Source organism: Kitasatospora sp. NPDC058048 (assembly GCF_042885555.1).
GTDB lineage: Bacteria > Actinomycetota > Actinomycetes > Streptomycetales > Streptomycetaceae > Kitasatospora > Kitasatospora lactacystinica.
In genome coordinates this window covers 107,239-132,986 of record NZ_JBHVRT010000004.1, presented here as the reverse complement: position 1 = coordinate 132,986, position 25,748 = coordinate 107,239, and the positions used below count along the sequence as shown (strand labels likewise).

The following is a 25,748-nucleotide window of genomic DNA, read 5'->3' as shown; positions in this document are numbered from 1 at the left end:
CGGCCTGCCGATCACGGTCCTCATCGGGGGGTGTCGCCGTCGCTCCCGGATGCTGCCGCGGGGACGGCGACCGCCCGCAGGTAGGCGTCGACGAAGATGTCGACGATCTCGTCCATCGAGGGCAGCCCGGCCCCCAGGGCGGGCTCCAGCACCGGCCGCATCAGGACGTGGTTGAGCAGCGGGCCGAGCAGCAGCTGGATCAGCACCGGGGTGGGCAGCGGTCTCAGCCGGCCCGCCCGCACGTGCGGCCGCAGCAGCCGGTCGAGGCTGTCGAGCGTCCGCGGCAGGTTGGCTGCCATCACCCGGGCGGCGGGGCCGTCCGGCCGGCCGAGCAGGTCGGCGAAGACCGCCGGGACGATCCGCGGCTCGTGCGCGAAGGCCGCGACGAAGGTGGTGTGCAGCGCCCGGACGGTGTCCTCCAGGCGCTCCGGCGGGTCGGCGGCGAGGGCCTCCAGGCCGGGCAGCGCGGAGTGCCGCTCGAAGACGGCGGCGAGCAGGCCGTCCCGCCCCTCGAAGACGGTGTGCAGGCTGGGCAGCGAGCAGTCCGCCCGGTCCGCCACCGCGTCCAGGGTGACCCCGGCCAGGCCCCGCTCGGCCACCAGCAGCGCCGCCGCCTCGATCGCGCGCTCGCGCACCGGCGGCCGTCCGCCCGGGTCGACCCCCGCCTCCCGGACCGCCTCGTCCAGCGCGGCCCGGGAGCCGCCGAGCCGGCGCAGCAGCGTGCTGCGGGAGATCCCGGCCGTCGTGGCGATCGCCGTCAGCGGGACGTCGGCGACGTCCTGGCCCCGCTCCTTCGCCGCCGTGAGGGCGGCCGTCACCAGCTCCTTCATGTGGAGCATCGTACTGCTTGACATCTGGAACGGTTCCAGAGACTCTGTAAAGGCAGGTTCCATACGGACAGTGATCGATCGAGCACTGAAAGGGGAGAGCCATGAGCGTCGTGATCTCCGGGGGCGGGCCGGCCGGAATGATGCTGGGCCTGGTGCTGGCACGCGCCGGCGTCGAGGTGACCGTGCTGGAGAAGCACCGGGACTTCCTGCGCGACTTCCGCGGCGACACCGTCCACGCCTCCACCGTGCGGCTGATGGACGAACTCGGCCTCGGACCGAAGTTCGCCGCCCTGCCGCAGAGCCGCCTCGGCAACCTGGTCGTCCGGACGCCCGACGCCGGCCCCGTCGCACTGAGCGCCTACGAGCGGCTGCGGCCCCCGTACAACTACATCGCCATGATCCCGCAGTGGGACCTGCTGAACTTCCTGGTCGAGGAGGCCGGGCGGGAACCCGCCTTCACCCTGCGGATGAACACCGAGGCGACCGGCCTGCTCCGGGACGGCGCCGGCCGGGTGACCGGCGTCCGGTACCGCACCCGGGACGGCGAGGAGGGCGAGCTCCACGCCGACCTCACCGTCGCCGCCGACGGCCGGCACTCCACCCTGCGCCGAGCGGCCGGCCTGGTGCCCGAGGAGTTCCCGGTGCCCTTCGACACCTGGTGGTTCCGGCTGCCCCGGCACACCCACGAGCAGAGCCTGCCGCCCAGCCTCGTCCCCGGCTTCGGCCACGGCGACCTGGCGTTGAGCTTCGCCCGGGCCGACTACTTCCAGATCGCCTACTTCCGCGCCAAGGGCGCCGACCCGCAGCTGCGCGCCGAGGGCATCGAACGGTTCCGCGCCCGGATCGCCGAACTGCTGCCCCAGTACGCCGACCGGGTCGACCAACTGGCCGGCCTCGACGACGTCCACCTGCTCGACGTCAGGCTCAACCGGCTGAACCGCTGGCACCGGGACGGGCTGCTGCTGATCGGCGACGCCGCCCACGCGATGTCCCCGGCCGGCGGGGTGGGCATCAACCTCGCGATCCAGGACGCCGTCGCGGCCGCCACCCTGCTCGCCGGACCGCTGCGGCGCGGACGCCCGACCGTGGCGGCCCTGGCCCGGGTCCAGCACCGCCGGTGGCGGCCGACCGTGATCATGCAGGGGGTGCAGCAGGTCCTGCACCACGTGATGTTCGAGCCGGTCCTCACCGGCCGGCAGGCCGGCCCGCCCACCCGGCTGGTGCGGCTCGCCCGGTACGTCCCCGGCTTCCCGCTGCTGCTGTCCCGCCTGATCGCCTTCGGCCCGCTCCCCGAGCACGCCCCGGCCTTCGCCCGGCGCGACGCCTGAGTCCACTCGACCTGAGTTCACTCGACCGGTGAGCCCCACGGCGCGGGGCACCGCCCGGCACCGGGACCTCCCGGCGAGCGGCGGCCGCCCGTCCCCCCGCGCACCGTCCGTTCGGGCGGGCGGTTCGCGGGGAACGACCGTTGGCATGACGATCCCTCACCGCTCGACCGGCACCGGCGACCACCACGTCCTGGTCCTGCACGACTGGTTCGGCACCAGCGAGGGCTGGGGCCCGTTCCTCGACTACCTCGACGGCGACGCCTTCAGCTACGCCTTCCTCGACTACCGCGGCTACGGGCAGCGCAAGGACGTCCCCGGCGCGTACACCCTCGCCGAGATCGCCTCCGACGCGCTCGCCCTGGCCGACCAGCTCGGCTGGGACCGCTTCTCGCTGGTGGGCCACTCGATGGGAGGCAAGGCGGCCCAGCAGGTGCTCGCCGAGGCGCCGCTGCGGGTGCGCAAGCTGGTCGGCCTGGCCCCGGTGCCGGCCGGGGCGTATCCCCTGGACGAAGCGGGCGAGGCGCTGTTCTACGGCGCCGCCGAGGACCGGGAGAAGCGCTTCGCCATCCTGGACCTGGTCACCGGACAGCGGGCCGGCCGGGTCTGGCTCGACCGCATGGTCGACCAGTCCCTGCGGCTGTCCACCCCGGAGGCCTTCGGCGGCTACGTCCGCGACTGGGCGACGGCCGACCTCCAGCGCCGGATCGACGGCAACCCGGTGCCGGTCAAGGTGATCGTCGGCGAGCACGACCTCGCCCTCACCGCCGAGGTGATGCGCGGAACCTTCCTCGCCCACTACCCCAACGCCGAGCTGGAGGAGCTCGGCGGCAGCGGGCACTACCCGATGTACGAGGCCCCGGTGGCCCTGGCGGTGTCGCTGGAGGGCTTCCTGCACAACTGAGCCGGGGCCGGCGCACCGGGCCGGCGCGCACCCGGGTGGACGCGCCGGGTGCGCGCCGGGTGAACGCGCCGGGTAGACGCTGACGCATGGACCCTAGACCCGCACGCATTGGGCGTCTCATCCTTCTCGCTTACGTTCGACGCATGACAGATGAGCGAGTTGACGGCACGTCCCGGGTGCTGGTGATCGGCGTCTCCGGGGCGGTCGGACGGCACGTCGGGCTGCAGCTCGCGGCCTCCGGAGTACGGGTGCGGACGCTGCCCCCGCGGGACCTGCTCGCCCCGGCGTCGCTGGAAGCGGCGGTGCGGGGCGCCGGGGCCGTCCTGCTGGGGTGGCCGTTCCCGACGGCGGACGGGGCCACGGAGGCGGTGGGCGTGCTGGCCCGGGAGGTCGGGCGGGTGGTGCTCCTGTCGCCGGCCGGCCCCGGCCGGCCGGCGGGCGGGGTCGAGGCGCTGCTCACCGGCAGCGGGGTACGGCACACGGTGCTGCGGGCGCACGGCTTCGCCGCCGCGCTGCAGTGGGCGGAGGAGATCAGGGCCGGGGGCGTGGTGCGGGGCTACGGCGGCGCGGCCGGGCTGAACCCGGTGGACGAGCGGGACATCGCGGCGGTCGCCGTCCGCACCCTGGTCGAGGACGGCCACGACGGGGCCCGGTACGTCCTCACCGGCCCGGAGTCACCCACCCAGGCGGAGCAGGTGGAGATCATCGGCGCGGCCGCGGGCCGCCCGGCCACCTGGCAGGAGGTCCCCCGCGAGACCGCCCGCCGCCGGCTGTCGGCCACCGGCCGGGCCCCCGCCGCCGTCGACGGCGCCCTGGACCTCGTCCACGCCCGCCTCTCCGCCCCCGAACCGGCCACCACCACGGTCCGGGACGTCACCGGCCACCCCGCCCGCAGCTTCCACGCCTGGGCGACGGACCACGCCGCCCTGTTCCGCTGAACCGGCCCGCCCGGCCCGGCGGTTCAGTAACGCCGGTACACCTCGCGGCGGTTGCCCGGGCGTCAGATCCCGAGGCCGCGGACGGCCAGGTCGACCAGGGCGAAGAAGAACAGCGAGATCCCCACGAAGCTGTTGGTCTGGAAGAACGCCCGGTTGAGCCTGGACAGGTCGTTCGGCTTCACGATGGTGTGCTCGTAGACGAACGCGCCCGCGACGACCACGAGGCCGAGCCAGAAGGCCACGCCGGCGTCCGTCAGGAACCCGAACCAGCCCAGCAGGAGGGTGGTCAGGAGGTGGCACACCCGCGCGCCGCGGATGGCCGCCGGGACGCCGTAGCGCGCGGGCACCGAGCGGACCCCGTTCTCGCGGTCGGACTCGACGTCCTGGCAGGCGTAGATCAGGTCGAAGCCGCCGATCCAGATGCCGACCGCCACACCGAGGACGACCGCGTCCCAGGACCAACTGCCCGTCACCGCCAGCCAGGCGCCGACCGGCCCCATCGCCTGGGCCAGGCCGAGGATCGCCTGCGGGAAGTTCGTGAACCGCTTGCCGTACGGGTAGACCACCATCGGCACCACGGCGATCGGCGCGAGCGCCAGGCAGAGCGGGTTGAGCATCGCGGCCGCGCCGAGGAAGACCACCAGCGCGACGGCCGAGCCGACGTACGCGGTCCTCAACGACACCGCTCCGGTGACGAGTTCACGCGTGGCGGTGCGCGGGTTCCGGGCGTCGATCTCGCGGTCGATGATCCGGTTCGCCGCCATGGCGAAGGTCCGCAGCCCGACCATGCAGACCGTGACGACGAACAGTTCGCCCCAGTGCACCCGCCCGTCGGCGAGGAACATGGCCGTCAGCGCGGCGATGTACGCGAACGGGAGCGCGAAGACCGAGTGCTCGAACGCCACCAGGCGCAGGAACGCCTTGGTGCGCCCGGGGGTCTCGGCGGCGGCCGTGCTCACAGTCCGTACTCCTTCCAGCGGCGCGACACCAGCGCGGCCGTGGCCGGGTCCGAGGAGACCATCTCCGGCCAGCCGCCGTCGCGGGTGTAGCCCTCCTCGGGCAGCTTGCGGGTCGCGTCGATGCCGGCCTTGCCGCCCCAGAACTGCTGGTACGAGGCGTGGTCCAGGTGGTCGACCGGGCCTTCGACCACGGTGAGGTCGCGGCTGTAGTCGACGTTGCCGAAGGCCCGCCAGGCGACTTCCTGGTAGTCGTGCACGTCGCAGTCGGAGTCCACCACGATGATCAGCTTGGTCAGCGACATCATGTGCGCGCCCCAGATCGCGTGCATCGTCTTCTGGGCGTGCTTGGGGTACTTCTTGTCGATCGAGACGATCACGCAGTTGTGGAAGCCGCCGGCCTCGGGCAGGTCGTAGTCGACGATGTCCGGGATGATGATCTTCAGCAGCGGCAGGAAGAACCGCTCGGTGAACTTGCCCAGCGGGCCGTCCTCCGTCGGCGGGCGGCCGACCACGATGGACTGGAGGATCGGACGGCGGCGCATCGTCACGCAGTCGATCTTCAGCGCCGGGAACGGCTCCTGCGGGGTGTAGAAGCCGGTGTGGTCGCCGAACGGGCCCTCGGGCAGCATCTCGCCGGGCTCCAGCCAGCCCTCCACGACCACCTCGGCGTCGGCCGGGACCTGGAGCGGCACCGTCTTGCAGTCGACCATCCGGACCCGCTCCCCGGCGATGAAGCCCGCGAAGAGGTACTCGTCGATGTCCCCGGGCAGCGGCGCGGTGGCCGCGTAGGTGACGGCCGGCGGGCAGCCGAAGGCGATCGCGACCGGGAGGCGCTCGCCCCGCTTGGCCGCCACCGCGTAGTGGTTGCGGCTGTCCTTGTGGATCTGCCAGTGCATGCCGATGGTGCGGCGGTCGTGCCGCTGGAGCCGGTAGAGGCCCAGGTTGCGGATGCCGCTGTCCGGGTCCTTGGTGTGGGTCAGGCCCAGGTTGAAGAAGGACCCGCCGTCCAGCGGCCAGGTGAACAGGGCGGGCAGCGCGTCCAGGTCGACGTCGTCGCCGGTGAGCACGACCTCCTGCACCGGGGCGTCACCGGACTTCACGTGCCGGGGCGGGACGTGCGCCATCGAGGCGAGCTTGCCGAAGGCGTCCCGGAAGCCGGTGAAGCCCTGCGGCAGCTCGGGCTTGAGCAGGCCGGCGATCTTCTCGGAGATGTCGTCCGGGCCCTTGAGGCCGAGCGCCTTGGCCAGCCGCCGCTCGGTGCCGAAGACGTTCATCGCCAGCGGCATCGACGAGCCCTTGACGTTCTCGAAGAGCAGGGCCGGGCCCTTGGCCTTCTGCACCCGGTCGACGATCTCGCCGATCTCCAGGTGCGGGTCCACCTCCGCCTTGATGCGCTTGAGGTCGCCCTCGCGGTCGAGGGCCCGGAGAAACGAGCGGAGATCGTCGTATGCCATGCCTGTCAGTATCCGCCACCCGATAGCCTGGCCCGGTCAAGGGCCCCTGGAAGGCGCCCGCCGCCGTCGTCGCCCGGGGGGAGATCCCAGCCGTGCCGAGGATTCTTCTGACCATCGTCCTTCCGCTCGCGCTCTGGGTCTGGGCGTTCGTGGACTGCCTGACCACGCCCGAGGACGAGGTGAAGCACCTGCCCAAGGTGGTCTGGGTGCTGATCGTGCTGCTCTTCCCGCCGCTGGGCCCGATCGCCTGGCTGATCGCCGGCAAGCAGCGCGGCTTCCTGCGGACCGCGCCCGCGGGGGCCGGGCCGGGCTACCCGACCGAGGACCGCCCGGGCCGTCCCGCCCCGCGCGGCGGGCGCCCGCTGGCTCCGGACGACGACCCCGAGTTCCTCGCCTCGTTGAAGAAGAGCAACAAAGACCACGAGGACATGCTCAAGCAGTGGGAGGCCGACCTGCGCCGCCGCGAGCGCGAGCTGCGCGACGGCGACGAGCCCGAGGACGGCCGCAAGGGCTGATCGGCGCAGGTCCGCCCGCTCGCTCGGACAGCCCACCCCCACCGCGCGGGGTGGGCTGCGGCATTTTTGGCGCTTCCCTACGACTGCGCAACCCCTAACCCGAACGGCGCCCCCCTGCCCGCCGGGCTTGAGCGGACCTTGAGCGGGGCCCAAGAGGACCGGCCTACATTACTGGAAGACGGCCCTGACCTGCGCTTTTCTTCATGCTCAGATCATCGGACCATCATCTGTCCGACAACCCCCGGTATCCAACCGAACACCGAGCGCTCAGTGACCGAACCGACAGCTTCTGTACAGGCCTGACAGCTAAACGAACCCGACCTTGTACGGAATCGACGCCGAAACCAGCGCACGGCCCCTCGTACAGTCATAAGTGAAGAAAGTGATTCGCAGCCGGGGGCACAGCAGACGTTGGCTGTCGGACAGTTCCCTCACCCTTGGAGTGGTTCGAGATGACGGTTGTGCATGAGGCGCCGGTCGACGGCGAGGTCCCCGAGGTCCCGGCCGACGCCCGCGGGCGGGTCGCCGAGCTGCACGAGCTGCGCGAGAAGGTGCGCCGCGGCCCCAGCGACAAGGCCACCGAGGCCCAGCACGCCAAGGGCAAGCTGACCGCTCGCGAGCGCATCGAGCTGCTGCTGGACGAGGGCTCCTTCCAGGAGGTCGAGCCGCTGCGCCGGCACCGCGCCCAGGGCTTCGGCCTGGAGGCCAAGAAGCCGCACACCGACGGCGTGATCGTCGGCTGGGGCACCGTCCACGGGCGCACCGTCTTCACGTACGCGCACGACTTCCGGATCTTCGGCGGCGCGCTGGGCGAGGCCCACGCGCAGAAGATCCACAAGATCATGGACATGGCCATCGCGGCCGGCGCCCCGCTGGTCTCGCTGAACGACGGCGCCGGCGCCCGCATCCAGGAGGGCGTCACCGCCCTGGCCGGCTACGGCGGCATCTTCCAGCGCAACACCAAGGCCTCCGGCGTCATCCCGCAGATCTCGGTGATGCTCGGCCCGTGCGCCGGCGGCGCCGCGTACTCCCCCGCGCTGACCGACTTCGTCTTCATGGTCCGCGAGACCTCGCAGATGTTCATCACCGGCCCGGACGTGGTCCAGGCGGTGACCGGCGAGAAGATCACCCAGAACGGCCTCGGCGGTGCGGACGTGCACGCCGGCGTCTCCGGTGTCGCCCACTTCATCTACGACGACGAGCAGTCCTGCATCGAGGAGGTCCGCTACCTCCTGTCGCTGCTGCCGCAGAACAACCGCGAGATGCCGCCGTCCGTGATGAGCGAGGACCCGGTCGAGCGGCGCAACGACAGCCTGCTGGACCTGGTGCCCGCCGACGGCAACCGCCCGTACGACATGCGCAAGGTCATCGAGGAGATCGTCGACCACGGCGAGTACCTGGAGGTCCACGAGCGCTGGGCCACCAACGTGCTCTGCGTGCTCGCCCGGATCGACGGCCACGTCGTCGGCATCATCGCCAACCAGCCGCAGTCGCTGGCCGGCGTGCTGGACATCAACGCGAGCGAGAAGGCCGCCCGCTTCGTCCAGATGTGCGACGCCTTCAACATCCCGCTGGTCACCCTGCTCGACGTCCCCGGCTTCCTGCCCGGCGTCGACCAGGAGCACGGCGGCATCATCCGGCACGGCGCCAAGCTGCTGTACGCGTACTGCAACGCCACCGTGCCGCGCATCTCGCTGATCCTGCGCAAGGCCTACGGCGGTGCCTACATCGTCATGGACTCCCGCTCCATCGGCGCCGACCTGTCCTACGCCTGGCCCACCAACGAGATCGCCGTCATGGGCGCCGAGGGCGCGGCCAACGTCATCTTCCGGCGCGAGATCAACGCCGCCGAGGACCCGGACGCCATGCGCGCCCAGAAGATCAAGGAATACAAGAACGAGCTGATGCACCCGTACTACGCGGCCGAGCGCGGCCTCGTGGACGACGTCATCGACCCGGCCGAGACCCGCCAGGTGATCTCTTCCGCCCTGGCCATGCTCCGCACCAAGCACGCCGACCTGCCCAGCCGCAAGCACGGCAACCCGCCGATGTAGCGGCGCGCTCCGCCGCGCGTGCGCACCGCACGCGCCCCGCAGCAACCGCCCGTACACACCGGGCACCCACCTCAGACCGCAGCAACCGGGGGAGAAACCAGGACATGACCGCTTCCGCCGAACCCCTCGTCCGCATCGTCCGCGGCAGTCTCACCGACGAGGAACTCGCCGCCCTGACCGCCGTCCTCGCCGCGCGCGCCGCCGCCGCGCAGCAGGCCGCCGCCGCCGCGCCGATCGAGCCGATCGCCAACTGGCAGCGCCTGGAGCGCCGCCCGGCGTACTACTCGCCGTTCAGCTGGCAGCAGGCCGCCTGACGGCCCACGGCCCGAGCCGACGGCCGGTCACCCCGCCCGGGTGACCGGCCGTCCGGCATTGCCCGGGGCCGCACCGGAGCGGCCCCCGCCCGGCCGCCCGGGGCCGGAAGGGCCCGCGGAGGGCTCGGTAGGATGCCTACTGGACGGTATGCGTCCGCCGCCCCGTCCGCCCCCATAGGATCGGCCGCTGCCGAGACCAGAACACTCCAGGGAGGCTGCGATGGCCAGGCAGGCCCGCGCACTGGCGACCCGCCAGGCGGTACTCGTCGCCGCGGCCGAGGTGTTCGACGAGCGGGGCTACGCCGCCGCCACGATGTCCGAGATCCTGGACCGGGCCGGCGTCACCAAGGGCGCGCTGTACTTCCACTTCCGCTCCAAGGAGGAGCTGGCGCTCGCCGTCATCGAGGGACAGGGCGTCTTCATCTCCGGCTGGACACCGGCCTCGGACAGCCCGGTGCAGAACCTGATCGACCTCGGCTACGCCTTCGCCCGCGCGCTCCAGACCGACCCGCTGGTGCGCGGCAGCATCCGGCTGACGATCGAGCACGGCAGCTTCACCCAGCCGCAGCTCGCGGCCTACCAGGGCTGGATGGACACGGTCCGCGACCTGCTGGAGCACGCCCGGGAGGCCGGCGACCTCCATCCGGGCGTCGACCTGACCGCGGCCGCCGGGGTGATCACCGGGGCTGTCACCGGCATCCAGCTGAGCTCCCAGGTGCTGGCCGACCGGCAGGACCTGGTCCAGCGGCTGTCCGACCTCTGGACGCTGCTGCTGCCCGGCCTGGTCCAGCCGCACGCGCTCGCCCGGCTGAGCGTCGCCGAGCGCGCCTGAGCCGCCAGGTGCGGCCGGGCCGCCGGGCTCGACCGGGCGCGGCCGGGCCGCCGGGGCGGGGCGGCCACGGCGGCCGGCTCAGACCCGGTAGCCCTCCCGCCGCTCCGCCGCCACCAGGGCCGGCAGCGCCGCCGTCCAGAGCCTGCTCACGGCCTCCGGACCGGGCCGGCCGGTCTCCTCGCCCGCGAGCAGCACCTGGCCGGCCGCCACCGCGGTGAGCAGTTCGGCGGCGGCCCGCCGGTCCACCCCGGGGCACAGCTCGCCGGCCTCGGCGGCCCGGTCCAGCAGCCGGTGCACGACGGCTGTGAGGCTGCGCCAGGCGACATCGGGGGCCACCGGAACCGGCCGGCCCTCCGGCCCCTCCTGGGCACCGTCCCGGCGCGGCCCCGGCCGGCCGAGCCGGACGCCGGCCCGCACCACCACGTCCTCGCGCAGCATCCGGGCCAGCTCGTGCGTGAAGTCGATCAGGCCCTGGAGCGCCGGGCCGTCGGCCCGCAGCGCGCGCAGCGCGGCCGAGCCGACCTCCCGTCCGGAGGCGCAGCGCACCCCGTCGGCGAGGGCCTGCTTGGAAACGAAGTGGAAGTAGAGGGCCCCCTTGCTCACCCCGGCCCGCCGGCTGATGTCGACCAGGCTGGCGGCCTCGAAGCCCACGCGCGCGAAGGTCTCCGCGGCGGCGAGCAGTACGGCCTGCCGGGTCCGCCCAGCCCGTTCCTGCTTGACCACTGGCCCCCTCCGGACTCGGCCGGGCGCGATCCCCGCCCCACCCGGCTGCTGTCGGCGCGGCCCCTGCGGAGGCGGCGCTCGCATGCGGACGGCACCCTCCGAAACCGCATGGTTGGTATCTAATCTAGCGCCTGCTTCGCCCCCGCCGTCCAGCGGGGACGGACCCCCATCGATGGTCCGGGACCCCCTCAACGGGCATTCCCCCAGCCCACGGGGCAGGTAGCGTGATCGGGCCGGGGAATGCGGCCCGGGCACCCCCAGTCGCAAAACACAAACCGGGTGGTATGTATGTTTTGCTCGGACGGCCGTGGCGGCCGCTCCGACCGACACCCTGAAGCGGGGGCCCGTCATGCCATCGATCGTAGAGCCGGACCCGCACGGCCCGTACGCCCGCCCCGGCCCGGGCAGCGGTGGCGGCTTCGACTTCCACGACGGCCCCGCGACCGGCTACGACTTCCACGACCGGACCGTCTCCCGGCACCTGGTGCACCGCGCCTCGGTGTCCGAGGTGTTCCTCACCGGCTGGCAGGCCACCGGCCCGTACGACTTCCTGCTCGGCGCCCAGTGGCCCCGGCTGCACGGCTTCTACCGGCTGCCCGGGGACCGCTACCACGACCCGGTGCTGCTCGCCGAAACGATCCGGCAGACCGGACTGCTGATCGGCCACGCCGGGTTCGGGGTGCCGCGCGGCCACCACTTCGTGATGGAGGACCTCTCCTACGCGCTCCACGAACCCGGACTGCCGGGCCTGGCCGTCACCGCCGGCCCCGCCTCGCTGATGCTGACCGTCGGCTGCGAGGACGTCCGGATGCGGCACGGCGAACTGGTCTCCCTGCGGGTCCGCGTCGACGTCACCCGGGACGGCCGGCCGATCGGCCGCGGCAGCGGCCGGCTGCGGGTGCTCTCCCCCGCCTCGTACGCCCGGCTGCGCGGGCCCGCGCGGCGCACCGCCCCACCGCTCCTGCCGGCACCCGCCGCACCCGAGCTGGTCGGCCGCGCGCAGCCCGCCGACGTGGTGCTCGGCCCGACCCTGGCCCCGGACACCTGGCTGCTGCGGGCCGACGCCACCCACCCGGTGCTGTTCGACCACGAGCTGGACCACGTGCCCGGCATGCTGGTGCTGGAGGCCGCCCGGCAGGCCGCCCAGCGGCTGCGCCACCCCGAACCGGTGGTGCCGGTCGAGCTGGTGACCTCCTTCGACCGCTACATCGAGCTGGACCGGCCCTGCTTCGTCCGGGCGGTCCCCGAACCGGTCCCCGAACCGACCGCCGGGCCGGCTGCCGGGCCGACCGCGGCGGACGGCCGGCTGGCGGTACGGGTCCAGCTGCTCCAGGACGGCCGGCCGGCGGCCGAGTGCCTGCTGCTCACCGCACCCCTGGACGGGCCGGCCGAGGGCCCGAGGGTGCCGGCCCGGCGGGAGGCCTACGAGGGCCGCCCCGCCGCGCCGGGTCTCGGCGGCACCCGGCTGCCGCTGGCGAGCTGATCCCCCGCCGGGTGGCCGGTCCGCGACGGGCGGCTCGTCCCCGTCGGGGGCTCGTCCCCGTCAGGCGGCCACCAGTGCGGCTGGCCGGCCCGCGTGCATCACGCTGAGATTGGTCGCCAGCCGGACCGGGTCCTGGGCCAGCCACAACCGCAGCGCCGCGCCCAGGGCGGCACTGGCCGACTCGACCCGGACGTCGGTGATCTGCGCGATCCGGGCCGCGCCCGGCACCAGCAGGTCGGCCAGCGCGGTCGGCAGCCAGACCGTCAGGGCGCACGGCGCGGGCATGGCCAGCGCCCCCAGCAGCCGGTAGGCGTCCCCCGGTGCGCTGAGCGTGGGGATGATGTCCAGCAGCGCGTCGGACACCACCTCGGACACGTCGCTCCGGTGTCCCTGGGCGAGCCTGCGGAGCAGCATGCGCTCGGCGGCGGTGATTCGGACGGTCAGCATGACCTCGTCGCACTCCATTGCGCGATTTCCTCCTCAATTCCCTCTCGCACCGACCGGCGGCCGGCACGCACTACCCCTGCACATCGGCCCGGCTACCTGTGGGAGAGAGCCGGGCCGGTGGGTCATCGTGTGCCCCGGTCAGATCCCCGCGTAGGAGTGCTTTCCGGTGACGAAGATGTTCACGCCGTAGTAGTTGAAGAGCCAGCAGGCGAACGCCGCCAGCGCCAGGTAGGCGGCCTTGCGGCCCTTCCAGCCGGCCGTCGCGCGGGCGTGCAGGTAGCAGGCGTAGGCGACCCAGGTGATGAACGACCAGGTCTCCTTCGGGTCCCACTCCCAGTACTTGCCCCAGGCCGCCTCGGCCCAGATCGCGCCCGCGATGATGGTGAAGGTCCACAGCGGGAAGACCAGGGCGTTGATCCGGTAGGACAGCTTGTCGAAGGTCGACGCGGCGGGCAGCCGGCGCCAGATCGAGGCCGAGGTGCCCAGCGGACCGGTGGTCAGGCCGGCCGCCATGCGCTTGTCGAACGAGTCCTTGCCGAGGTACAGCAGCGTCGCGATGAACGCCGCGTAGAAGGCGCCGCCGCAGAAGATCGCGGTGGACACGTGGATCGCCAGCCACGGCGAGTGCAGCGCCGGGACGAGCTGCTCGGAGTCGGTGTACAGCACCGTGGTGGCGATGCCGAGGGTCAGCAGCCCCGCGAGGACGACCGGCAGGCCGAGCCAGCGGACGTTCTTCTTCGTGGCCAGCAGCACCAGGTACGCCGCCGTCATGGCGAAGGCGAAGGCGCAGGAGAACTCGTACATGTTGCCCCACGGCCAGCGCGAGACCGAGAGGCCGCGGGCGACGATCCCGCCCGCGTGCAGCGCCGCGCCGAGCACGGTGAGCGAGACGGCGATCCGGCCGGCCAGGTCGGCCCGCTCGTTGCTGCCGGCCGCGCCCGGACCGTCCTCCTCCTCGACGCCGCGCCCGCTGGTGACCACCGTCGCGCCCTCGCCCGCGACCGCGGTGCGGGTGAGCGTGGTGGTGCCGCCGCCGGCCCCCGCCACGGTGACGGTGACCTTCCTGGCCTTCTTCTCGGCCGTGGCGGCGCTCTCGCCGAGGCTGCCGGCCTGGACCTTCGAGCGGACGGCGACGGCGCCCTTGCTGCCGAAGGTCCACTCGATCATGTGGGCGAACATGGCGAGCGTGTAGACCACCATCGCCGAATAGATCAGCTTGTTGGAGAGGTCGGCCAGCTGTGGGTCGACCGCCGAGGCGAGTTGCACCGTCTACTCCTTGGAGTTCTGGTCGGCAGGGACTGCGGGGGCTGAGGCCTCGGCCTCGGGGTCGTGGGGTGTCGCGTCGGACGCGGCGTCGGCTTCCCCGGCGCCGTCCTCGGCGTCCTCATCGGAGGCCGAGGCGTCCTCATCGGAGGCCGGGATGTCGTCCTCGGAGGCCGGGATGTCGTCCTCGGAGGCCGGGGCGTCGTCCTGGAGGTCGACCGCGAGCTCCGCCAGCTCCTCGGCGATCTTCGCCGACTCGCTGCGGGCCAGGCCGGCCAGCTCGACCTGGGTGCCGCCGCCGGGCAGGGCGACCGCCCGCACCCAGATCCGGCGGCGCTGGATGAACAGCGAGCCGATCAGGCCGAGGATCGCCAGCACGCCGCCGACCAGGGCGATCTCGTTGCCCGGGCGGTGCGTGATGTTGAAGCTGGCCCACTGCTTGTAGCCGTCGAAGGTGATGGAGCCGTAGCCGTCGGGGAGGTTCCAGCCCTCACCCGGCTTGAGCCTGGCCTTGGCCGGCTGGCCGTCCTGGGTCAGCTGGGTGAGCTTGCGGGTGTTGAGCTGGTAGACGTTCTGCGGCAGACCGGAGTCGGTGCCCAGGTCGCCCGCGAAGGCGTTCAGCACCAGTTCGGGGGCGGCGTCACCGGGGAACAGCGAGACCGGGCCGGTGCCCTCGAAGCTCAGCGGGGCGGTCGGCAGGAAGAACCCGGAGAAGCCCATCTGGGTCTTGTTGCCGTCGGGACCCACGCCGTAGTCGGAGGCCTTCACCACGCCGGTGGAGGTCAGGTTGCCGTCCTGCGGCAGGAACGGGACGGCGCCCTGGTAGACGATGTCGCCCTTGCCGTTCTTGAGGGTGATCATCGGGGCGTAGCCGTGGCCGATCAGGTAGACCTTGCTGCCGCCGACCTCCAGCGGGTGGTTCACCTCGATCGTCGACTTCTTCAGCGCGGACGGGTCGCCGCCCTCGGAGTACTGGACGTGCGCGGTGAACTGCCGGGCGGCGCCGATCTGGTCGCCCTTCTCCTGGAACTTCGAGGTGAAGCCGTCCAGCTTCAGGTAGAAGGGGTCGAGGTCCTGGCTGCCGTAGAACCGGGTGCCGGTGAAGTCGTCGAGCTGGGTGATGGTGTTGGAGTAGGCCTCGCCCTCGATCATCAGCTTGCCGCCGGTGCCGGCGGCCAGGCTGGACCAGGCGAAGCCGCCGAGCAGCGCGAACAGCGACAGGTGGAACAGCAGGTTGCCGACCTCGCGCAGGTAGCCCTTCTCGGCCGCGACCGCGCCGCCGGACAGGTGGGCGCGGAAGCCGCGCTTGCGCAGCAGCCGGTGCGCGGCGGCGTTCACCTGGTCGGCGTCCGCCTCGGTGCGCCAGACCGCGTGCACCGGCATCCGGGTCAGGTTGCGCGGCGCGGCCGGCGGCCGGGAGCGCAGCACGCCGACGAACTGCCAGGTGCGCGGGACGATGCAGCCGGCCAGCGAGACGAACAGCAGGATGTAGATCGCGGAGAACCAGACCGAGCTGTAGACGTCGAACAGCTGGAGCTTCTCGTAGATCGGCGCGACCGTGGTGTGCTGCGCCTTCCAGGTCTGCACCTTGAACTGGTTCTGCCCGTTCTGCGGGATCAGCGAGCCGGGGATGGCGGCCAGCGACAGCAGGAACAGCAGGATCAGGGCGACCCGCATCGAGGTCAGCTGGCGCCACATCCAGCGGGCCCAGCCGAACGGCCCTATGCCGGTCGGGCCTTCGGACTCGACCGGGGCGGTGCTGAGCCGCTCGGCGGCACTGTCGTCCGGCGCCGGCGGCTGCTCGGTCTCGGTCGTGGTGTTGCTCACGGTCAGATTCCGATCTGGAAGTCGGCGGTCCAGGACTGCAGCTGGCTCATCATCGAGTCCCAGATCCCGGTGACGAGCAGCAGACCGACCGCGACGAGCATGCCGCCGCCGATCCTCATGACGAGCGGGTAGTGCCGCTTGACCCAGCCGAAGGCGCCCAGCGCCCGGCGGAAGGCCACCGCGGCCAGGATGAACGGTACGCCGAGGCCCAGGCAGTAGAAGGTGGTCAGCAGCGCGCCACGCTGGGCGTCGGCCTGGTTGAGGGCCAGGTTCTGCACGGCGGTCAGGGTCGGGCCCATGCACGGGGTCCAGCCGACGCCGAACACCACTCCGAGCATCGGGGCGCCCAGCAGGCCGACCGCCGGGCGGCGGTGCGAGCGGACCTCGCGCATGCTCAGCCCGGGCACCAGGCCCATGAACGCCAGGCCCATCACCACGGTGAGCGAGCCCAGCACGATGCTGATGATCCGCTTGTAGTCCTGGAGTTCCTGGCCGAAGTAGCCGAACAGGGCGCCGGTGGAGACGAACACCGCGGTGAAGCCGAGGATGAACAGCACCACGCCGAGCAGCATCCGGCCGCGCCGCGAACCGCGGGCGTCCGCGAGGTCGGCGGCGGAGAAGCCGGTCACGTACGACAGGTATCCGGGGACCAGCGGCAGCACGCACGGCGAGAAGAACGACGCCAGCCCCGCCACCAGCGCGACCGGGGCGGCGGCCAGCAGCGCGCCGCTCTGGACGGTCGAGGTGGCGTCGGCGAGGTACAGGGGCGGCAGGCTCACTGCTTCTGCTCCGCGACCACCGGCTGGAGGATCGACTCCAGCGCGTCCTCGGTGGTGCCGCCGACGGCGCGGGCGGCCAGCTTGCCGTCCCGGTCGACGATCAGGGTGGTCGGGATGGACTGCGGGTTGAGGCTGCCCTTGGGGAACTTGAGCAGCTGGGTGCCGGCCGGGTCGAAGAGGCTCGGGTAGGTGACGCCCTGCTCCTGCTCGAAGCGGACGGCGTTCTGCTTCTCGGTGTCCCGGGTGTTGATGCCGAGGAACTGGACGCCCTGGTCCTTGTACTTCTCCGAGACGTTCTGGAGGCTCTTGGCCTCGGCCCGGCACGGGCCGCACCAGGAGCCCCAGACGTTCAGCACGACGACCTTGCCCCGGTAGTCGGAGAGCTTGGCCGCGGTGCCCTCCAGCGTCTCGCCGGAGATGTCCGGCGCGTCCCCGCGCTTGCCGGCCTCCGCCTTCGACAGGTTGGTGCCCTTGACCGTGACGAAGCCGACCTGGCCCTCGCCGCCGCCCGACGAGCCCGAGGAGGAGCAGCCGGTGAGGGCGAGCGCAGCGGCGGCGACGGTGGCGGCGGCTGCTGCGGCGACACGGGGACGGGGGCGCGTCATGGCAGACATGTGAAAAGTTTCGCATGGAGTTCCGGGCCGGTTCGCCGGGGTCCTGCCTTGCGCGTCGCACCCCCTCTGACCTGCGACGAAATCGGGTCACCCGGCATCTGCCGGGTGACCCGAAGTCATACTTACACGCCGCTTACGGAGGCGGGGCGGCGAAGGTGCGGAGGCTAGGCGCCGAAGCTCTTGCCCACCGGCTTGTCGCCCTTGCGGCCCTTGCCCACCAGGTGCGCGGGCAGCAGGTCGCGGGCCGGCTCGCGGTAGCCGACCGAGACGATCCTGTCGCCCTCGAAGGTGAAGCTGGTCAGCGAGGCCAGCGAGCACTGCCGGTTGCGCGGGTCGTGCCAGAGCCGGCGGCGCTCCACGAAGGAGCGCAGGGTCCAGATCGGCAGCTGGTGGCTGACGCAGACCGCCTCGTGCCCGCGCGCGGCGTCCCGGGCCGCGCCGAGCGCGCCCATCATCCGCACCGCCTGGTCGAGGTACGGCTCGCCCCACGAGGGCTTGAACGGGTTGGTGAGGTACTTCCAGTAGCCCGGGTTCCGCAGCGAACCGTCGCCGACCCCGAAGGTCTTGCCCTCGAAGACGTTCTCCGCCTCGATCAGCCGCCCGTCCGCCGCGACGTCCAGGCCGTGCGCCTCGGCGATCGGCGCGGCGGTCTCCTGGGCCCGCTCCAGCGGGGAGGCCACCACGTGGGTGATGTCCCGGTCGGCCAGGTCCTCGGCGACCCGCTCGGCCATCTTCCGGCCCAGCTCGGACAGGTGGTAGTCCGGCAGGCGCCCGTACAGGACGCCCTCCGGGTTGTGCACCTCGCCGTGCCGCATCACGTGGACGACGGTGATCTCTTTGGCGCTCACTTCTCGACTACTCCTGGGAATCGGGTTCGGGCCGCGACGGGTCAGGCCGTGGCGGCGGCAGCGGCGCGCGCGGCGGCCGGCAGGGCGGCGGCGATCCGCTCGATCGCCCGCTCGTCGTGGGCCGCCGAGACGAACCAGGACTCGAAGGCGGACGGCGGCAGGTAGACGCCCGCGGCCAGCATCGCGTGGAAGAAGGCGGTGAAACGGTACGCCTCCTGGGTCCTGGCCTCGTCGTAGTCGGTGACCGGGGCCTCGGTGAAGAACACCGAGAACATGTTCCCGGCGGTCTGCAGCCGGTGGGCCACGCCCTCCTTGGCGAGCGCGTCGGTGACCAGGCCGGAGACCTCGGCGGCGACCTTGTCCACCGTGGCGTACACCTCGTCGGTGCAGCCGCGCAGCTGGGCCAGGCCGGCCGCGGTGGCGATCGGGTTCCCGGACAGGGTGCCCGCCTGGTAGACCGGGCCGGCCGGGGCCAGGTGCGCCATCACGTCGGCGCGGCCGCCGAAGGCCGCGGCCGGGAAGCCGCCGCCCATGACCTTGCCGAAGGTCAGCAGGTCCGGCGCCCAGCCCTCGTTCGCCGCCTCCAGGCCGTACCAGCCGGCCTTGGAGACGCGGAAGCCGGTCATCACCTCGTCGGAGATGAACAGCGCGCCGTTCTCCCGGCAGAGCCGGGCCAGGCCGCCGTTGAAGCCGGGCAGCGGCGGGACGACGCCCATGTTGCCGGGCGAGGCCTCGGTGATCACGCAGGCGATCTCGCCCGGGTGGGCGGCGAAGGCCTGCTCGACGGCGGCCAGGTCGTTGTACGGCAGCACGATGGTGTCGCCGGCCTGGGCGCCGGTGACGCCCGGGGTGTCCGGCAGGCCGAAGGTGGCCACGCCGGAACCGGCGGCGGCCAGCAGGGCGTCCACGTGACCGTGGTAGCAGCCGGCGAACTTGACCACCTTCGCCCGGCCGGTGAAGCCGCGGGCCAGCCGGATCGCGGACATGGTGGCCTCGGTGCCGGAGGAGACCAGGCGGACCTGCTCGACCGGGGCGACCCGGCCGACGATCTCCTCGGCCAGCTCGACCTCGCCCTGGCCGGGGGTGCCGAAGGAGGTGCCCTTGGAGACGGCCCGCTGAACGGCGTCGATCACCGCGGGGTGCGCGTGGCCGAGGATCATCGGACCCCACGAGCACACCAGGTCGACGTACTCGCGGCCGTCGGCGTCGGTCAGGTAGGGGCCGGTGCCGGACACCATGAAGCGCGGCGTGCCGCCGACCGCGCGGAAGGCGCGCACCGGGGAGTTGACGCCGCCGGGCGTCACCACGGAGGCGCGGTCGAACAGCGACTGGGACTGGGGGGCTTCGTAGGGGTAGCTCACAAAAGACATGGTCTCAAATCGTGTCCTCACGCTCTGCATGTCCGACCCGATCATCTGGAACGATGATCCGGGCACCGTTGTCTGTACGGTTGTCCGTACAGCAGGGGCCGCCGACTGCGCCGGACCGGGGACCAGTCAGACTGTGTACACAGAGTGCACGGGCGTTCCGGTTTGTGTGCAGGGGTGTGGAGAGGACTGCCGCGTACCGCGATTGGGTACGGCGGCGCATGACGGGTAAGGAGCACGTCCGGTGGGCGCCGGATGTGCGGGGGTCTGTCGATTCCGGCGAATTCCGGTGAGGATGGTCCGAGTGTCCGAGGCGCAGGACGGCTACGACGAGGCTGCGGGGGGCTCCCGCAGGCCCGCCGAAACCGCACGCGGGGGTACGGGAGCGGGTACGGGTCGTGGTCGTCGCGGCGGTGAGAGGCGGGGTGAGGGACGCGTGGGGGTGACCTACAAGTACTTCGGGGCCCCGGACCGCGCGACCGCCGCCAGAGTCCCCACCGCCCTCGGCCCGGGCGGACTCGGCCTGGACGCCGGCGAGCTCGGCTCGCTGGGACGGCTCGGCGACCTGATGGAGACCAGCGGCTCCCCCACCGGCCACCTCTCCACCAAGATCAAGCCAGAGACGATGAGCGCCATGGTGCTCACCGGCATCCAGGGCGTGCCGCTGCACCAGGTGCCGCCGCTGGAACTGGTCGTGCTGCACCCCGACTACGCCGTCGTCCAGTTGCCCCACAACGTCGTCGAGCCGTTGCGCAAGGCCGACGAGACGGAGCTCGGCGCCGCCGCCTTCATCTGGTCCACCGTGCCGGACCGGCGCGGGCCGCGGGACGCGTTCGTGATCTACAGCATGCTGCACGAGTGGCAGGACTTCGCCAACCGGCTGCACGAGGCGGGGCACCAGCTGTACTGCCTGGTCTGGCCGTGACGCCCGGCCCCGGCGCGCTGTTCGAACGCGGGCCGGGGCAAAGCGGGTTGGCGGGCCGTCAGTTCTGACGTCCGGTCGGCCGCAGGACGGTGGCGGCGAGCAGCAGGGCCACCGCGAGCAGTCCGGCGGCGACCGCGAAGGCGAGGCGGAAGCCGCCGGCCAGGGCGTCCGCGGCAGGGTGCCCGGCCGCGGTCAGGGCAGCGGTGCGGCCGCTCGCGAGGGTGCCGAGGACGGCGACCCCGAGCGCGCCGCCGACCTGCTGGGTGGTGTTGAACAGGCCGGAGGCGGTGCCCGCGTCCTGCGGTCCGGCGCCCGACATGCCGAGGACCGCGAGCGTGGACAGCACCAGGCCGCCGCCCGCGATCAGCAGCATGGTCGGCAGCAGGTGGACGACGTAGTCGGCGTCGGCGGGCAGCCGGACCAGCAGTCCGAGCGCGGCGAGCAGCATGGCGAGCCCCGCGAGCAGCACGGCGCGCTCGCCGAACCGGGCGCTCAGCCGGGCCGAGAGCAGCAGCGACACCGCGCCGATGGCGGCCGCCGCCGGGAGCATCGCCAGGCCGGTGGCGGCGGCGCCGTAGCCGAGGACCTGCTGCAGGTAGAGCGCGACCATGATCTGGAAGCCGAACATCCCGGAGATGGTCAGCACCTGTACGGCGTTGGCGCCGGAGACGTCGCGCGAGCGGAACATCCGCAGCGGGAGCAGGGGTTGGGCGGCCCGGGCCTGCCGGAGCAGGAAGCCGGCCAGCAGCGCGAGCGAGAGCGCGCCGAGGCCCAGGGTGCGGGCCGACGTCCAGCCGTGCTCGCCGGTGCCGACGATGGTGTAGATGCCGAGCATCAGGGCGGCGGTGATCAGCACGGCGCCGAGCACGTCGGCGCCGGCCCGCAGGCCGGGGCCGCGGTCGGACTCCAGCAGCCGCAGGGAGAGCAGGACGGCGGCCAGGCCGAGCGGCAGGTTGATCAGGAAGATCCAGTGCCAGTTGAGCGCCTGGGTGAGCACCCCGCCGAGGACCTGGCCGATCGAGGCGCCGGCCGCGCCGACGAAGCTGAACGCGCCGATCGCCCGGCCGCGCTCGGCCGGCTCGGGGAAGAGCGTGACGATCATGCCGAGGCTGACGGCGGAGGCCATCGCGCCGCCGACGCCCTGGAGGAAGCGGGCGGCGATCAGCGCCTGCTGCCCGGTGGCGACGGCGCAGAGCAGCGAGGCGGCGGTGAAGAGGGTGAGCCCGGCGACGAACATCCGCCTGCGGCCGATCAGGTCGCCGAGCCGGCCGGCCAGCAGGAGGAGGCCGCCGAAGGCGATCAGGTAGGCGTTGACCGTCCAGGTGAGGCCGGCGGGCGAGAAGTGCAGGTCGCCCTGGATCGCGGGCAGCGCCACGGTGACGATCGAGCCGTCCAGGACGATCATCAGCATTCCCGCGCAGAGCACCGCGAGGGCGAGGGTGCGGGAGCGGGCGGTGGCGGGGGCTGCGGAGGCCGGCGTGGGCGCGGCCGGGGCGTGCGTGGTCATGGCGGTTCTCCCGGTTCGTCGAGTACCGGGTAGGACGCTATCAGATCGTTTTGTTCGGGACTATCTATCTCGGGAGCAGCTTGGGGCCGGGCGGTCAGCCCCGGGAGCGGCGGGCACGGCGGACGGTGCGCTCGACCTCGACCGGCTCCGCGAGATGGCCCTCCACCAGGCGGGTCAGGGCCGAGACGAACACCTCGCGCTCCGGCTGCGGCAGCGCCTCCAACAGTTCGCGGTGCACCCGGTCGGCGATCGCGGTGCCCTGCACCACGGCCCGCTCGCCCGCCTCGGTGACCGAGACGATCCGGGCCCGCCGGTCGGTCGCGGACGGGCGGCGCTCGGCCAGGCCCGCCTTCTCCAGCTCGTCGACGGTGACCACCATGGTCGTCTTGTCCAGGTCCGCCAGCTCGGCCAGCTGGATCTGGGTGCGTTCGGACTCCTGCGCGTGGAACAGCACGCAGTAGGCGCGCGGGGTGATCCCGAGCTCGGTGAAGGCGGCCGCCATCCGGGTGGCCAGCACGTGGCTCGCGTGGTCCATCAGCCCGGAGATGTCGCGGATCTGGCGCACGGGCGGCGGGGTCGTCGTCATACGTCCGAGGTTAGCAACGGCCCGTCTGCTCCCGGATGATCCCGTAGCCAACCAACGCCGGGTCTACGGGATGCCCAACTCGAACAGCGCATAGCCCGCGTACCAGCCCGCCGCGAGGACCGGCATCCCCAGCAGCCAGGCCAGCGAGGAGAGCCGCACCCGGCGCAGCGCCACCGCCAGGCCGATGCAGAGCGGGAAGGCGGGCAGCAGGTAGCGCGAGATGTTGCCGAAGATCTGGTTGGTGCTCAGCGCGGTGAAGATGGTGAGCCCGGTGTAGATCCACAGCACCAGCGGCGGCCGGGTGCGCCACAGCAGCAGCACCAGCCCGGGCAGGGCGATCAGCAGGCCGATCGCGATCAGGTCCGGGACGGGGTTGGCCTGCCAGTAGGTCCAGTGGCCGGTGATCACGTCCCTGATCGTGCGCAGGGTGGAGGAGCCGCCGTCGAAGTAGCGGTTCCAGGCGCCCTGCTGGAGCTTGAAGTAGCCGCCCCAGTCGCCCATCCTCCAGCCGACCCAGGCGACGTAGCCGAGCAGGCCCCAGGGCGTGATCAGCATCGCGGTCAGCGGACGGGCCACCCCGTCGGTGCGGCGGACCAGCGCGACCAGCGCGGCGATCGAGACGGCGGCGATCAGCACGGCGGCGGTCGGCCGGTTGAGGCCCGCCACCAGCGTCAGCACACCGGCCGCGAGCCAGCGGCGGGTCATCACGCAGTAGCAGGCCCAGGCGGACAGCGCGACGAACAGCGAGTCCGAGTAGACCGCCCACTCCACGCCGGAGCCCGGGAACAGGCCCCAGAGCACCGCCGCGATCACGCCCGCCCGGAAGCCGCCGAGCCGCTCGGCGATCGCGAAGATCCCCGCCGCCGCGACCAGCGAGGCCAGCACCGAGACGACGATCCCGGAGCCGTACGGGCCGAGCCCGGTGACCGCGCCGACCAGCCGCATCAGCCAGGGGTAGAGCGGGAAGAAGGCGGCCGAGTTCTCGTAGTAGGTCGCCAGCGGGAAGCCGTGCAGCGGGATCAGCTGCGGGTTGTACCCGTTCTCGGCGATCCGCTGGTACCAGACGCCGTCCCAGGTGCCCAGCACGTCCCAGGGCTTGGCAGCGCCCCCGCGGCCCGGCTGCTTGGTCAGGTAGTCGCCGGTGTGCGAGAGCAGCAGCATGAAGACGGTCACGCCGATGGCCTTGACCGCCGCGTACGCGCCCAGTGCGGGCCCGAAGCGGTCCACCAGTGCCCCGAACCGGCCGGGCTCCCGGCCGGTCCGTTCCTCGGGGGTCTCCGCCGACTCCGCTGCGGGCGCCGCGGGCGCTCCGGACTGGGTGCTGGACGACTCAGTGCTCGATGCCGTGCTCATCTGGTCTGGGTACTCCCCGCCCCGCTCGTGGTCCGCGCGGCTCCGGCGCAACGATTTTCCCGTGAGCCTACGGCACGCCCCCGAACCGAGGCCCCCTGGTGCCCCCGGAGCCCTGTCCGGCGCCGTGCCACCCGTGCCGAAAACCAGGCCGTCGCCGCCCGGTCGGGGGCGGCGACGGCCTGGGCGCGTGCGGGGTGGATCAGCCGTGGACGTAGACGATGCCGAGCTTGGTGAGCTGCCAGAGCTGGTTGGCGGCGCCGGTGTCGGTGGCGAGTTCGACGTACGGGTTGCCCTTGGCGTCGAGGGCGCTGCCGGCGGCCAGGACCTTGCTGCGGTCCTGGGAGTCGGCGATCTTGTAGCGGCCGTCGCCGGCCGGCGTGAACACCCAGTGCTGGTTGCCGCCGCCGTTGCAGCCCCACTGCTGGATCCGGGTGCCGGGGGCGGTGGAGCCGGCGTTGGCGTCCAGGCACATGTTCCGGTTGCCGCTGAAGTCGAGCTCGTAGCTGCCGCCCGCCTTGGCCTCCAGGACGAAGGACTGGTTGAGCCCGCCGGTGGCCGGATAGGTGATCGCGGGCCGCCCGTTGGTGGAGTCGCCGTAGCTGCCGCCGCCGGTGAGGTCGAGCGCGTTGCCGCTGGCGGCGTTGGTCAGCTGGTACCAGGCGCCGTCCTCGGGGACGTCCCCGAACGGCTGTCCGGGCGTGAGCGGCTGGATCGAGGTGGTGTTCTGCTGGTTGAGCGTGCAGTACGCCTGCGTCAGCTCGGTCCGGGCGTAGAACTGGCCGAGGCAGACGCCCTCGCCGCGGTAGCCGGCCACCCGCAGGTGGTACGACTGGCGGATCATGTTCATGCACAGCCCGGGGATGCCGATCTGCGAGTCGCAGCCGTTGCGCACCCACTCGGAGAGGTTGATGACGTCCCCGTTGGAGTACTCGTACGGGGAGGACGTCCACTCCGCGCAGACCTCGTGCCCGAAGGCGACCCGCCGCTGGTCCAGGTACCGGACGCCGGGCACCTGCTCGGCCGCGCCGCGCAGCGCGTCACTGAGTGTCGGCACCACCCAGTTGTGGCCCCAGGCGAGGTCCTCGGGGAAGGCCGGGCAGCCGTCGGCGATCTTGCCGAGGTAGTCGTTGCGCCGAATGTCCGGGGTGATCGGGTTGAAGTACGACTGGTAGACCAGCTGGTACGAGGAGTCGGCGTAGCCGGCCCTGCGCATGGTCTGACGGATGTTCTGGAGCGCCGCGACCACCTTGGGCTGGACGCCCTTGGCGCGCCGGCGGATCTCGTCGCTGCCGATGGTGTCCCGGCAGCCCTGGTCCTTGGGGATCGGGAAGTACTGCGCCAGGCAGTGCATCATGATCCCGCTGAAGTCGAAGTCGTCGTTGGCGCCGATCGTGACGACGACCATCCTGACGTCGTACTTGGCCGCCGTGTCCGCGAGTTTGACGTCCTGCTTGGGCTCGCCGAAGTCGCCGCTGCCGGGGCCGGTGACCTTGGCCAGTTCCGGGTCGCTGACCAGGTCGCCGGTCTGGGCGCCGGAGCAGGCCAGGTCGATCGGGGTGACCCCGGGGATGTCGGTGACGAAGATCTCCGACTTGGGGTGGCGGTGGCAGTAGTTGGTGGGGCTGTCCGTCTCCGGGAAGTAGCCGTCGTTGGTGTCGGTGCCGGCGCCCTCCCCGGAGATGGCGCTGTCGCCGAGGGCGACGATCGCGGCCGGACGGGTGGCCGCGGGCGCGGCCGGGGCGGGGTCGGCCAGGGCGGCGGGGGCGCCGGCCAGGCCGAGGGTGGCGAGGAGGGCTCCGGTGGCGAGCAGTGCCGCGCACCGGGACGCACCCGTACGCGTTCGCCGTGCCACCGGCAGGGATGACCTGATCACACGCGACTCCTTGCGGGGGTGGGGGACC

24 protein-coding genes are annotated in these 25,748 nt (G+C 72.6%); 9 read left to right on the top strand and 15 right to left on the bottom strand.

Going from position 1 to position 25,748, the window contains the following annotated elements; all coding sequences use genetic code 11:
- Nucleotides 1-20 precede the first annotated feature (20 nt).
- Entirely contained in the window at nucleotides 21-830 is an 810-nt protein-coding gene (locus ACFVVA_RS05975; protein WP_387686122.1) for a TetR/AcrR family transcriptional regulator, read from the bottom strand.
- A gap of 101 nt (nucleotides 831-931) precedes the next feature.
- Here ACFVVA_RS05975 and ACFVVA_RS05970 point away from each other — a divergent pair, with 101 nt between their 5' ends.
- From ACFVVA_RS05970 to ACFVVA_RS05960, 3 genes are all read left to right on the top strand, one after another.
- The gene (locus ACFVVA_RS05970; protein ID WP_387686120.1) at nucleotides 932-2,158 is read left to right on the top strand and encodes an FAD-dependent oxidoreductase; all 1,227 of its coding nucleotides are present in this window, start codon (nucleotides 932-934) and stop codon (nucleotides 2,156-2,158) included.
- Nucleotides 2,159-2,303: 145 nt separating this feature from the next.
- Nucleotides 2,304-3,059: an alpha/beta fold hydrolase gene (locus tag ACFVVA_RS05965; protein WP_387686117.1), complete on the top strand. Its 756-nt coding sequence runs from the start codon at nucleotides 2,304-2,306 to the stop codon at nucleotides 3,057-3,059.
- Nucleotides 3,060-3,202: 143 nt separating this feature from the next.
- On the top strand, nucleotides 3,203-3,997 hold the full coding sequence (locus ACFVVA_RS05960; RefSeq protein ID WP_387686114.1) for a hypothetical protein: 795 nt from the start codon (nucleotides 3,203-3,205) through the stop codon (nucleotides 3,995-3,997).
- 62 nt (nucleotides 3,998-4,059) lie between these two features.
- On the opposite strand, the gene mqnP is transcribed toward ACFVVA_RS05960, so the two are convergent.
- Both mqnP and ACFVVA_RS05950 read right to left on the bottom strand, forming a co-directional pair.
- A complete protein-coding gene (gene mqnP / locus ACFVVA_RS05955; protein WP_387686112.1) occupies nucleotides 4,060-4,956 on the bottom strand; it encodes a menaquinone biosynthesis prenyltransferase MqnP in 897 nt (298 codons plus the stop codon).
- Entirely contained in the window at nucleotides 4,953-6,410 is a 1,458-nt protein-coding gene (locus ACFVVA_RS05950) for a menaquinone biosynthesis decarboxylase (protein ID WP_387686110.1), read from the bottom strand. Before ACFVVA_RS05950 ends, mqnP begins: the two co-directional genes overlap by 4 nt.
- A 92-nt stretch (nucleotides 6,411-6,502) precedes the next feature.
- Between ACFVVA_RS05950 and ACFVVA_RS05945 the strand changes: the two genes are divergently transcribed.
- The 4 genes from ACFVVA_RS05945 (at nucleotide 6,503) to ACFVVA_RS05930 (ending at nucleotide 10,125) form a co-directional block, all read left to right on the top strand.
- Nucleotides 6,503-6,925 carry a PLD nuclease N-terminal domain-containing protein gene (locus ACFVVA_RS05945; RefSeq protein WP_387686108.1) on the top strand — a complete coding sequence of 141 codons (423 nt, stop codon included), beginning with the start codon at nucleotides 6,503-6,505 and terminating at the stop codon, nucleotides 6,923-6,925.
- A 452-nt stretch (nucleotides 6,926-7,377) separates the two neighbouring features.
- Nucleotides 7,378-8,979: an acyl-CoA carboxylase subunit beta gene (locus ACFVVA_RS05940; RefSeq protein ID WP_359902830.1), complete on the top strand. Its 1,602-nt coding sequence runs from the start codon at nucleotides 7,378-7,380 to the stop codon at nucleotides 8,977-8,979.
- 104 nt (nucleotides 8,980-9,083) lie between these two features.
- Nucleotides 9,084-9,293, top strand: coding sequence for an acyl-CoA carboxylase epsilon subunit (locus ACFVVA_RS05935; RefSeq protein ID WP_359902827.1), 210 nt, complete (start codon nucleotides 9,084-9,086; stop codon nucleotides 9,291-9,293).
- 220 nt (nucleotides 9,294-9,513) lie between these two features.
- Nucleotides 9,514-10,125 (top strand): ScbR family autoregulator-binding transcription factor, encoded by a 612-nt coding sequence (locus ACFVVA_RS05930; protein ID WP_387686105.1) that lies wholly within the window; start codon nucleotides 9,514-9,516, stop codon nucleotides 10,123-10,125.
- A 78-nt stretch (nucleotides 10,126-10,203) separates the two neighbouring features.
- Here ACFVVA_RS05930 and ACFVVA_RS05925 read toward each other — a convergent pair whose 3' ends face one another.
- The gene (locus tag ACFVVA_RS05925; protein WP_387686103.1) at nucleotides 10,204-10,848 is read right to left on the bottom strand and encodes a ScbR family autoregulator-binding transcription factor; all 645 of its coding nucleotides are present in this window, start codon (nucleotides 10,846-10,848) and stop codon (nucleotides 10,204-10,206) included.
- 349 nt (nucleotides 10,849-11,197) lie between these two features.
- Here ACFVVA_RS05925 and ACFVVA_RS05920 point away from each other — a divergent pair, with 349 nt between their 5' ends.
- Nucleotides 11,198-12,331, top strand: a complete 1,134-nt coding sequence (locus ACFVVA_RS05920; protein ID WP_387686100.1) for a ScbA/BarX family gamma-butyrolactone biosynthesis protein — start codon at nucleotides 11,198-11,200, stop codon at nucleotides 12,329-12,331.
- A 60-nt stretch (nucleotides 12,332-12,391) separates the two neighbouring features.
- On the opposite strand, the gene ACFVVA_RS05915 is transcribed toward ACFVVA_RS05920, so the two are convergent.
- The 7 genes from ACFVVA_RS05915 to hemL all read right to left on the bottom strand — a co-directional run bounded on the left by ACFVVA_RS05915 (nucleotide 12,392) and on the right by hemL (nucleotide 19,479).
- Nucleotides 12,392-12,778, bottom strand: coding sequence for a hypothetical protein (locus tag ACFVVA_RS05915; RefSeq protein WP_359902817.1), 387 nt, complete (start codon nucleotides 12,776-12,778; stop codon nucleotides 12,392-12,394).
- A 138-nt stretch (nucleotides 12,779-12,916) separates the two neighbouring features.
- Complete coding sequence (ccsB, locus tag ACFVVA_RS05910; RefSeq protein WP_387686097.1) at nucleotides 12,917-14,044, bottom strand: c-type cytochrome biogenesis protein CcsB; 1,128 nt, start codon at nucleotides 14,042-14,044, stop codon at nucleotides 12,917-12,919.
- Nucleotides 14,045-14,047: 3 nt separating this feature from the next.
- Nucleotides 14,048-15,868, bottom strand: coding sequence for a cytochrome c biogenesis protein ResB (locus ACFVVA_RS05905; protein WP_387686095.1), 1,821 nt, complete (start codon nucleotides 15,866-15,868; stop codon nucleotides 14,048-14,050).
- 2 nt (nucleotides 15,869-15,870) lie between these two features.
- Nucleotides 15,871-16,641, bottom strand: coding sequence for a cytochrome c biogenesis CcdA family protein (locus tag ACFVVA_RS05900; RefSeq protein ID WP_387686369.1), 771 nt, complete (start codon nucleotides 16,639-16,641; stop codon nucleotides 15,871-15,873).
- Nucleotides 16,642-16,643: 2 nt separating this feature from the next.
- Nucleotides 16,644-17,261 (bottom strand): TlpA disulfide reductase family protein, encoded by a 618-nt coding sequence (locus ACFVVA_RS05895; RefSeq protein WP_359902808.1) that lies wholly within the window; start codon nucleotides 17,259-17,261, stop codon nucleotides 16,644-16,646.
- 164 nt (nucleotides 17,262-17,425) lie between these two features.
- Nucleotides 17,426-18,076, bottom strand: a complete 651-nt coding sequence (locus ACFVVA_RS05890) for a histidine phosphatase family protein (protein ID WP_387686367.1) — start codon at nucleotides 18,074-18,076, stop codon at nucleotides 17,426-17,428.
- A gap of 74 nt (nucleotides 18,077-18,150) precedes the next feature.
- On the bottom strand, nucleotides 18,151-19,479 hold the full coding sequence (gene hemL, locus ACFVVA_RS05885) for a glutamate-1-semialdehyde 2,1-aminomutase (RefSeq protein WP_387686092.1): 1,329 nt from the start codon (nucleotides 19,477-19,479) through the stop codon (nucleotides 18,151-18,153).
- Between the two features lie 439 nt (nucleotides 19,480-19,918).
- Here hemL and ACFVVA_RS05880 point away from each other — a divergent pair, with 439 nt between their 5' ends.
- The gene (locus tag ACFVVA_RS05880; RefSeq protein ID WP_078589103.1) at nucleotides 19,919-20,401 is read left to right on the top strand and encodes a hypothetical protein; all 483 of its coding nucleotides are present in this window, start codon (nucleotides 19,919-19,921) and stop codon (nucleotides 20,399-20,401) included.
- Nucleotides 20,402-20,459: 58 nt separating this feature from the next.
- Here ACFVVA_RS05880 and ACFVVA_RS05875 read toward each other — a convergent pair whose 3' ends face one another.
- The 4 genes from ACFVVA_RS05875 to ACFVVA_RS05860 form a co-directional block, all read right to left on the bottom strand.
- Complete coding sequence (locus tag ACFVVA_RS05875; protein ID WP_387686088.1) at nucleotides 20,460-21,908, bottom strand: DHA2 family efflux MFS transporter permease subunit; 1,449 nt, start codon at nucleotides 21,906-21,908, stop codon at nucleotides 20,460-20,462.
- Between the two features lie 94 nt (nucleotides 21,909-22,002).
- Complete coding sequence (locus tag ACFVVA_RS05870; RefSeq protein ID WP_359902797.1) at nucleotides 22,003-22,494, bottom strand: MarR family winged helix-turn-helix transcriptional regulator; 492 nt, start codon at nucleotides 22,492-22,494, stop codon at nucleotides 22,003-22,005.
- A gap of 63 nt (nucleotides 22,495-22,557) precedes the next feature.
- Nucleotides 22,558-23,847 (bottom strand): glycosyltransferase family 39 protein, encoded by a 1,290-nt coding sequence (locus ACFVVA_RS05865; protein ID WP_387686086.1) that lies wholly within the window; start codon nucleotides 23,845-23,847, stop codon nucleotides 22,558-22,560.
- Nucleotides 23,848-24,046: 199 nt separating this feature from the next.
- On the bottom strand, nucleotides 24,047-25,720 hold the full coding sequence (locus ACFVVA_RS05860; RefSeq protein ID WP_387686083.1) for an RICIN domain-containing protein: 1,674 nt from the start codon (nucleotides 25,718-25,720) through the stop codon (nucleotides 24,047-24,049).
- Nucleotides 25,721-25,748 lie beyond the last annotated feature (28 nt).

What these genes read in the sequence shown, in the direction of transcription:
- ACFVVA_RS05930 (WP_387686105.1), top strand. Translation starts at nt 9,514, where the DNA reads ATGGCCAGGCAGGCCCGCGCACTGGCGACCCGCCAGGCGGTACTCGTC.
- ACFVVA_RS05960 (WP_387686114.1), top strand. Translation starts at nt 3,203, where the DNA reads ATGACAGATGAGCGAGTTGACGGCACGTCCCGGGTGCTGGTGATCGGC.
- ACFVVA_RS05875 (WP_387686088.1), bottom strand. Translation starts at nt 21,908, where the DNA reads ATGACCACGCACGCCCCGGCCGCGCCCACGCCGGCCTCCGCAGCCCCC.
- ACFVVA_RS05890 (WP_387686367.1), bottom strand. Translation starts at nt 18,076, where the DNA reads ATGCGGCACGGCGAGGTGCACAACCCGGAGGGCGTCCTGTACGGGCGC.
- ACFVVA_RS05940 (WP_359902830.1), top strand. Translation starts at nt 7,378, where the DNA reads ATGACGGTTGTGCATGAGGCGCCGGTCGACGGCGAGGTCCCCGAGGTC.
- ACFVVA_RS05935 (WP_359902827.1), top strand. Translation starts at nt 9,084, where the DNA reads ATGACCGCTTCCGCCGAACCCCTCGTCCGCATCGTCCGCGGCAGTCTC.
- ACFVVA_RS05970 (WP_387686120.1), top strand. Translation starts at nt 932, where the DNA reads ATGAGCGTCGTGATCTCCGGGGGCGGGCCGGCCGGAATGATGCTGGGC.
- ACFVVA_RS05920 (WP_387686100.1), top strand. Translation starts at nt 11,198, where the DNA reads ATGCCATCGATCGTAGAGCCGGACCCGCACGGCCCGTACGCCCGCCCC.
- ACFVVA_RS05965 (WP_387686117.1), top strand. Translation starts at nt 2,304, where the DNA reads ATGACGATCCCTCACCGCTCGACCGGCACCGGCGACCACCACGTCCTG.
- ACFVVA_RS05895 (WP_359902808.1), bottom strand. Translation starts at nt 17,261, where the DNA reads ATGTCTGCCATGACGCGCCCCCGTCCCCGTGTCGCCGCAGCAGCCGCC.
- ACFVVA_RS05915 (WP_359902817.1), bottom strand. Translation starts at nt 12,778, where the DNA reads ATGCTGACCGTCCGAATCACCGCCGCCGAGCGCATGCTGCTCCGCAGG.
- hemL (WP_387686092.1), bottom strand. Translation starts at nt 19,479, where the DNA reads ATGTCTTTTGTGAGCTACCCCTACGAAGCCCCCCAGTCCCAGTCGCTG.
- ACFVVA_RS05870 (WP_359902797.1), bottom strand. Translation starts at nt 22,494, where the DNA reads ATGACGACGACCCCGCCGCCCGTGCGCCAGATCCGCGACATCTCCGGG.
- ACFVVA_RS05950 (WP_387686110.1), bottom strand. Translation starts at nt 6,410, where the DNA reads ATGGCATACGACGATCTCCGCTCGTTTCTCCGGGCCCTCGACCGCGAG.
- ACFVVA_RS05865 (WP_387686086.1), bottom strand. Translation starts at nt 23,847, where the DNA reads ATGAGCACGGCATCGAGCACTGAGTCGTCCAGCACCCAGTCCGGAGCG.
- ACFVVA_RS05975 (WP_387686122.1), bottom strand. Translation starts at nt 830, where the DNA reads ATGAAGGAGCTGGTGACGGCCGCCCTCACGGCGGCGAAGGAGCGGGGC.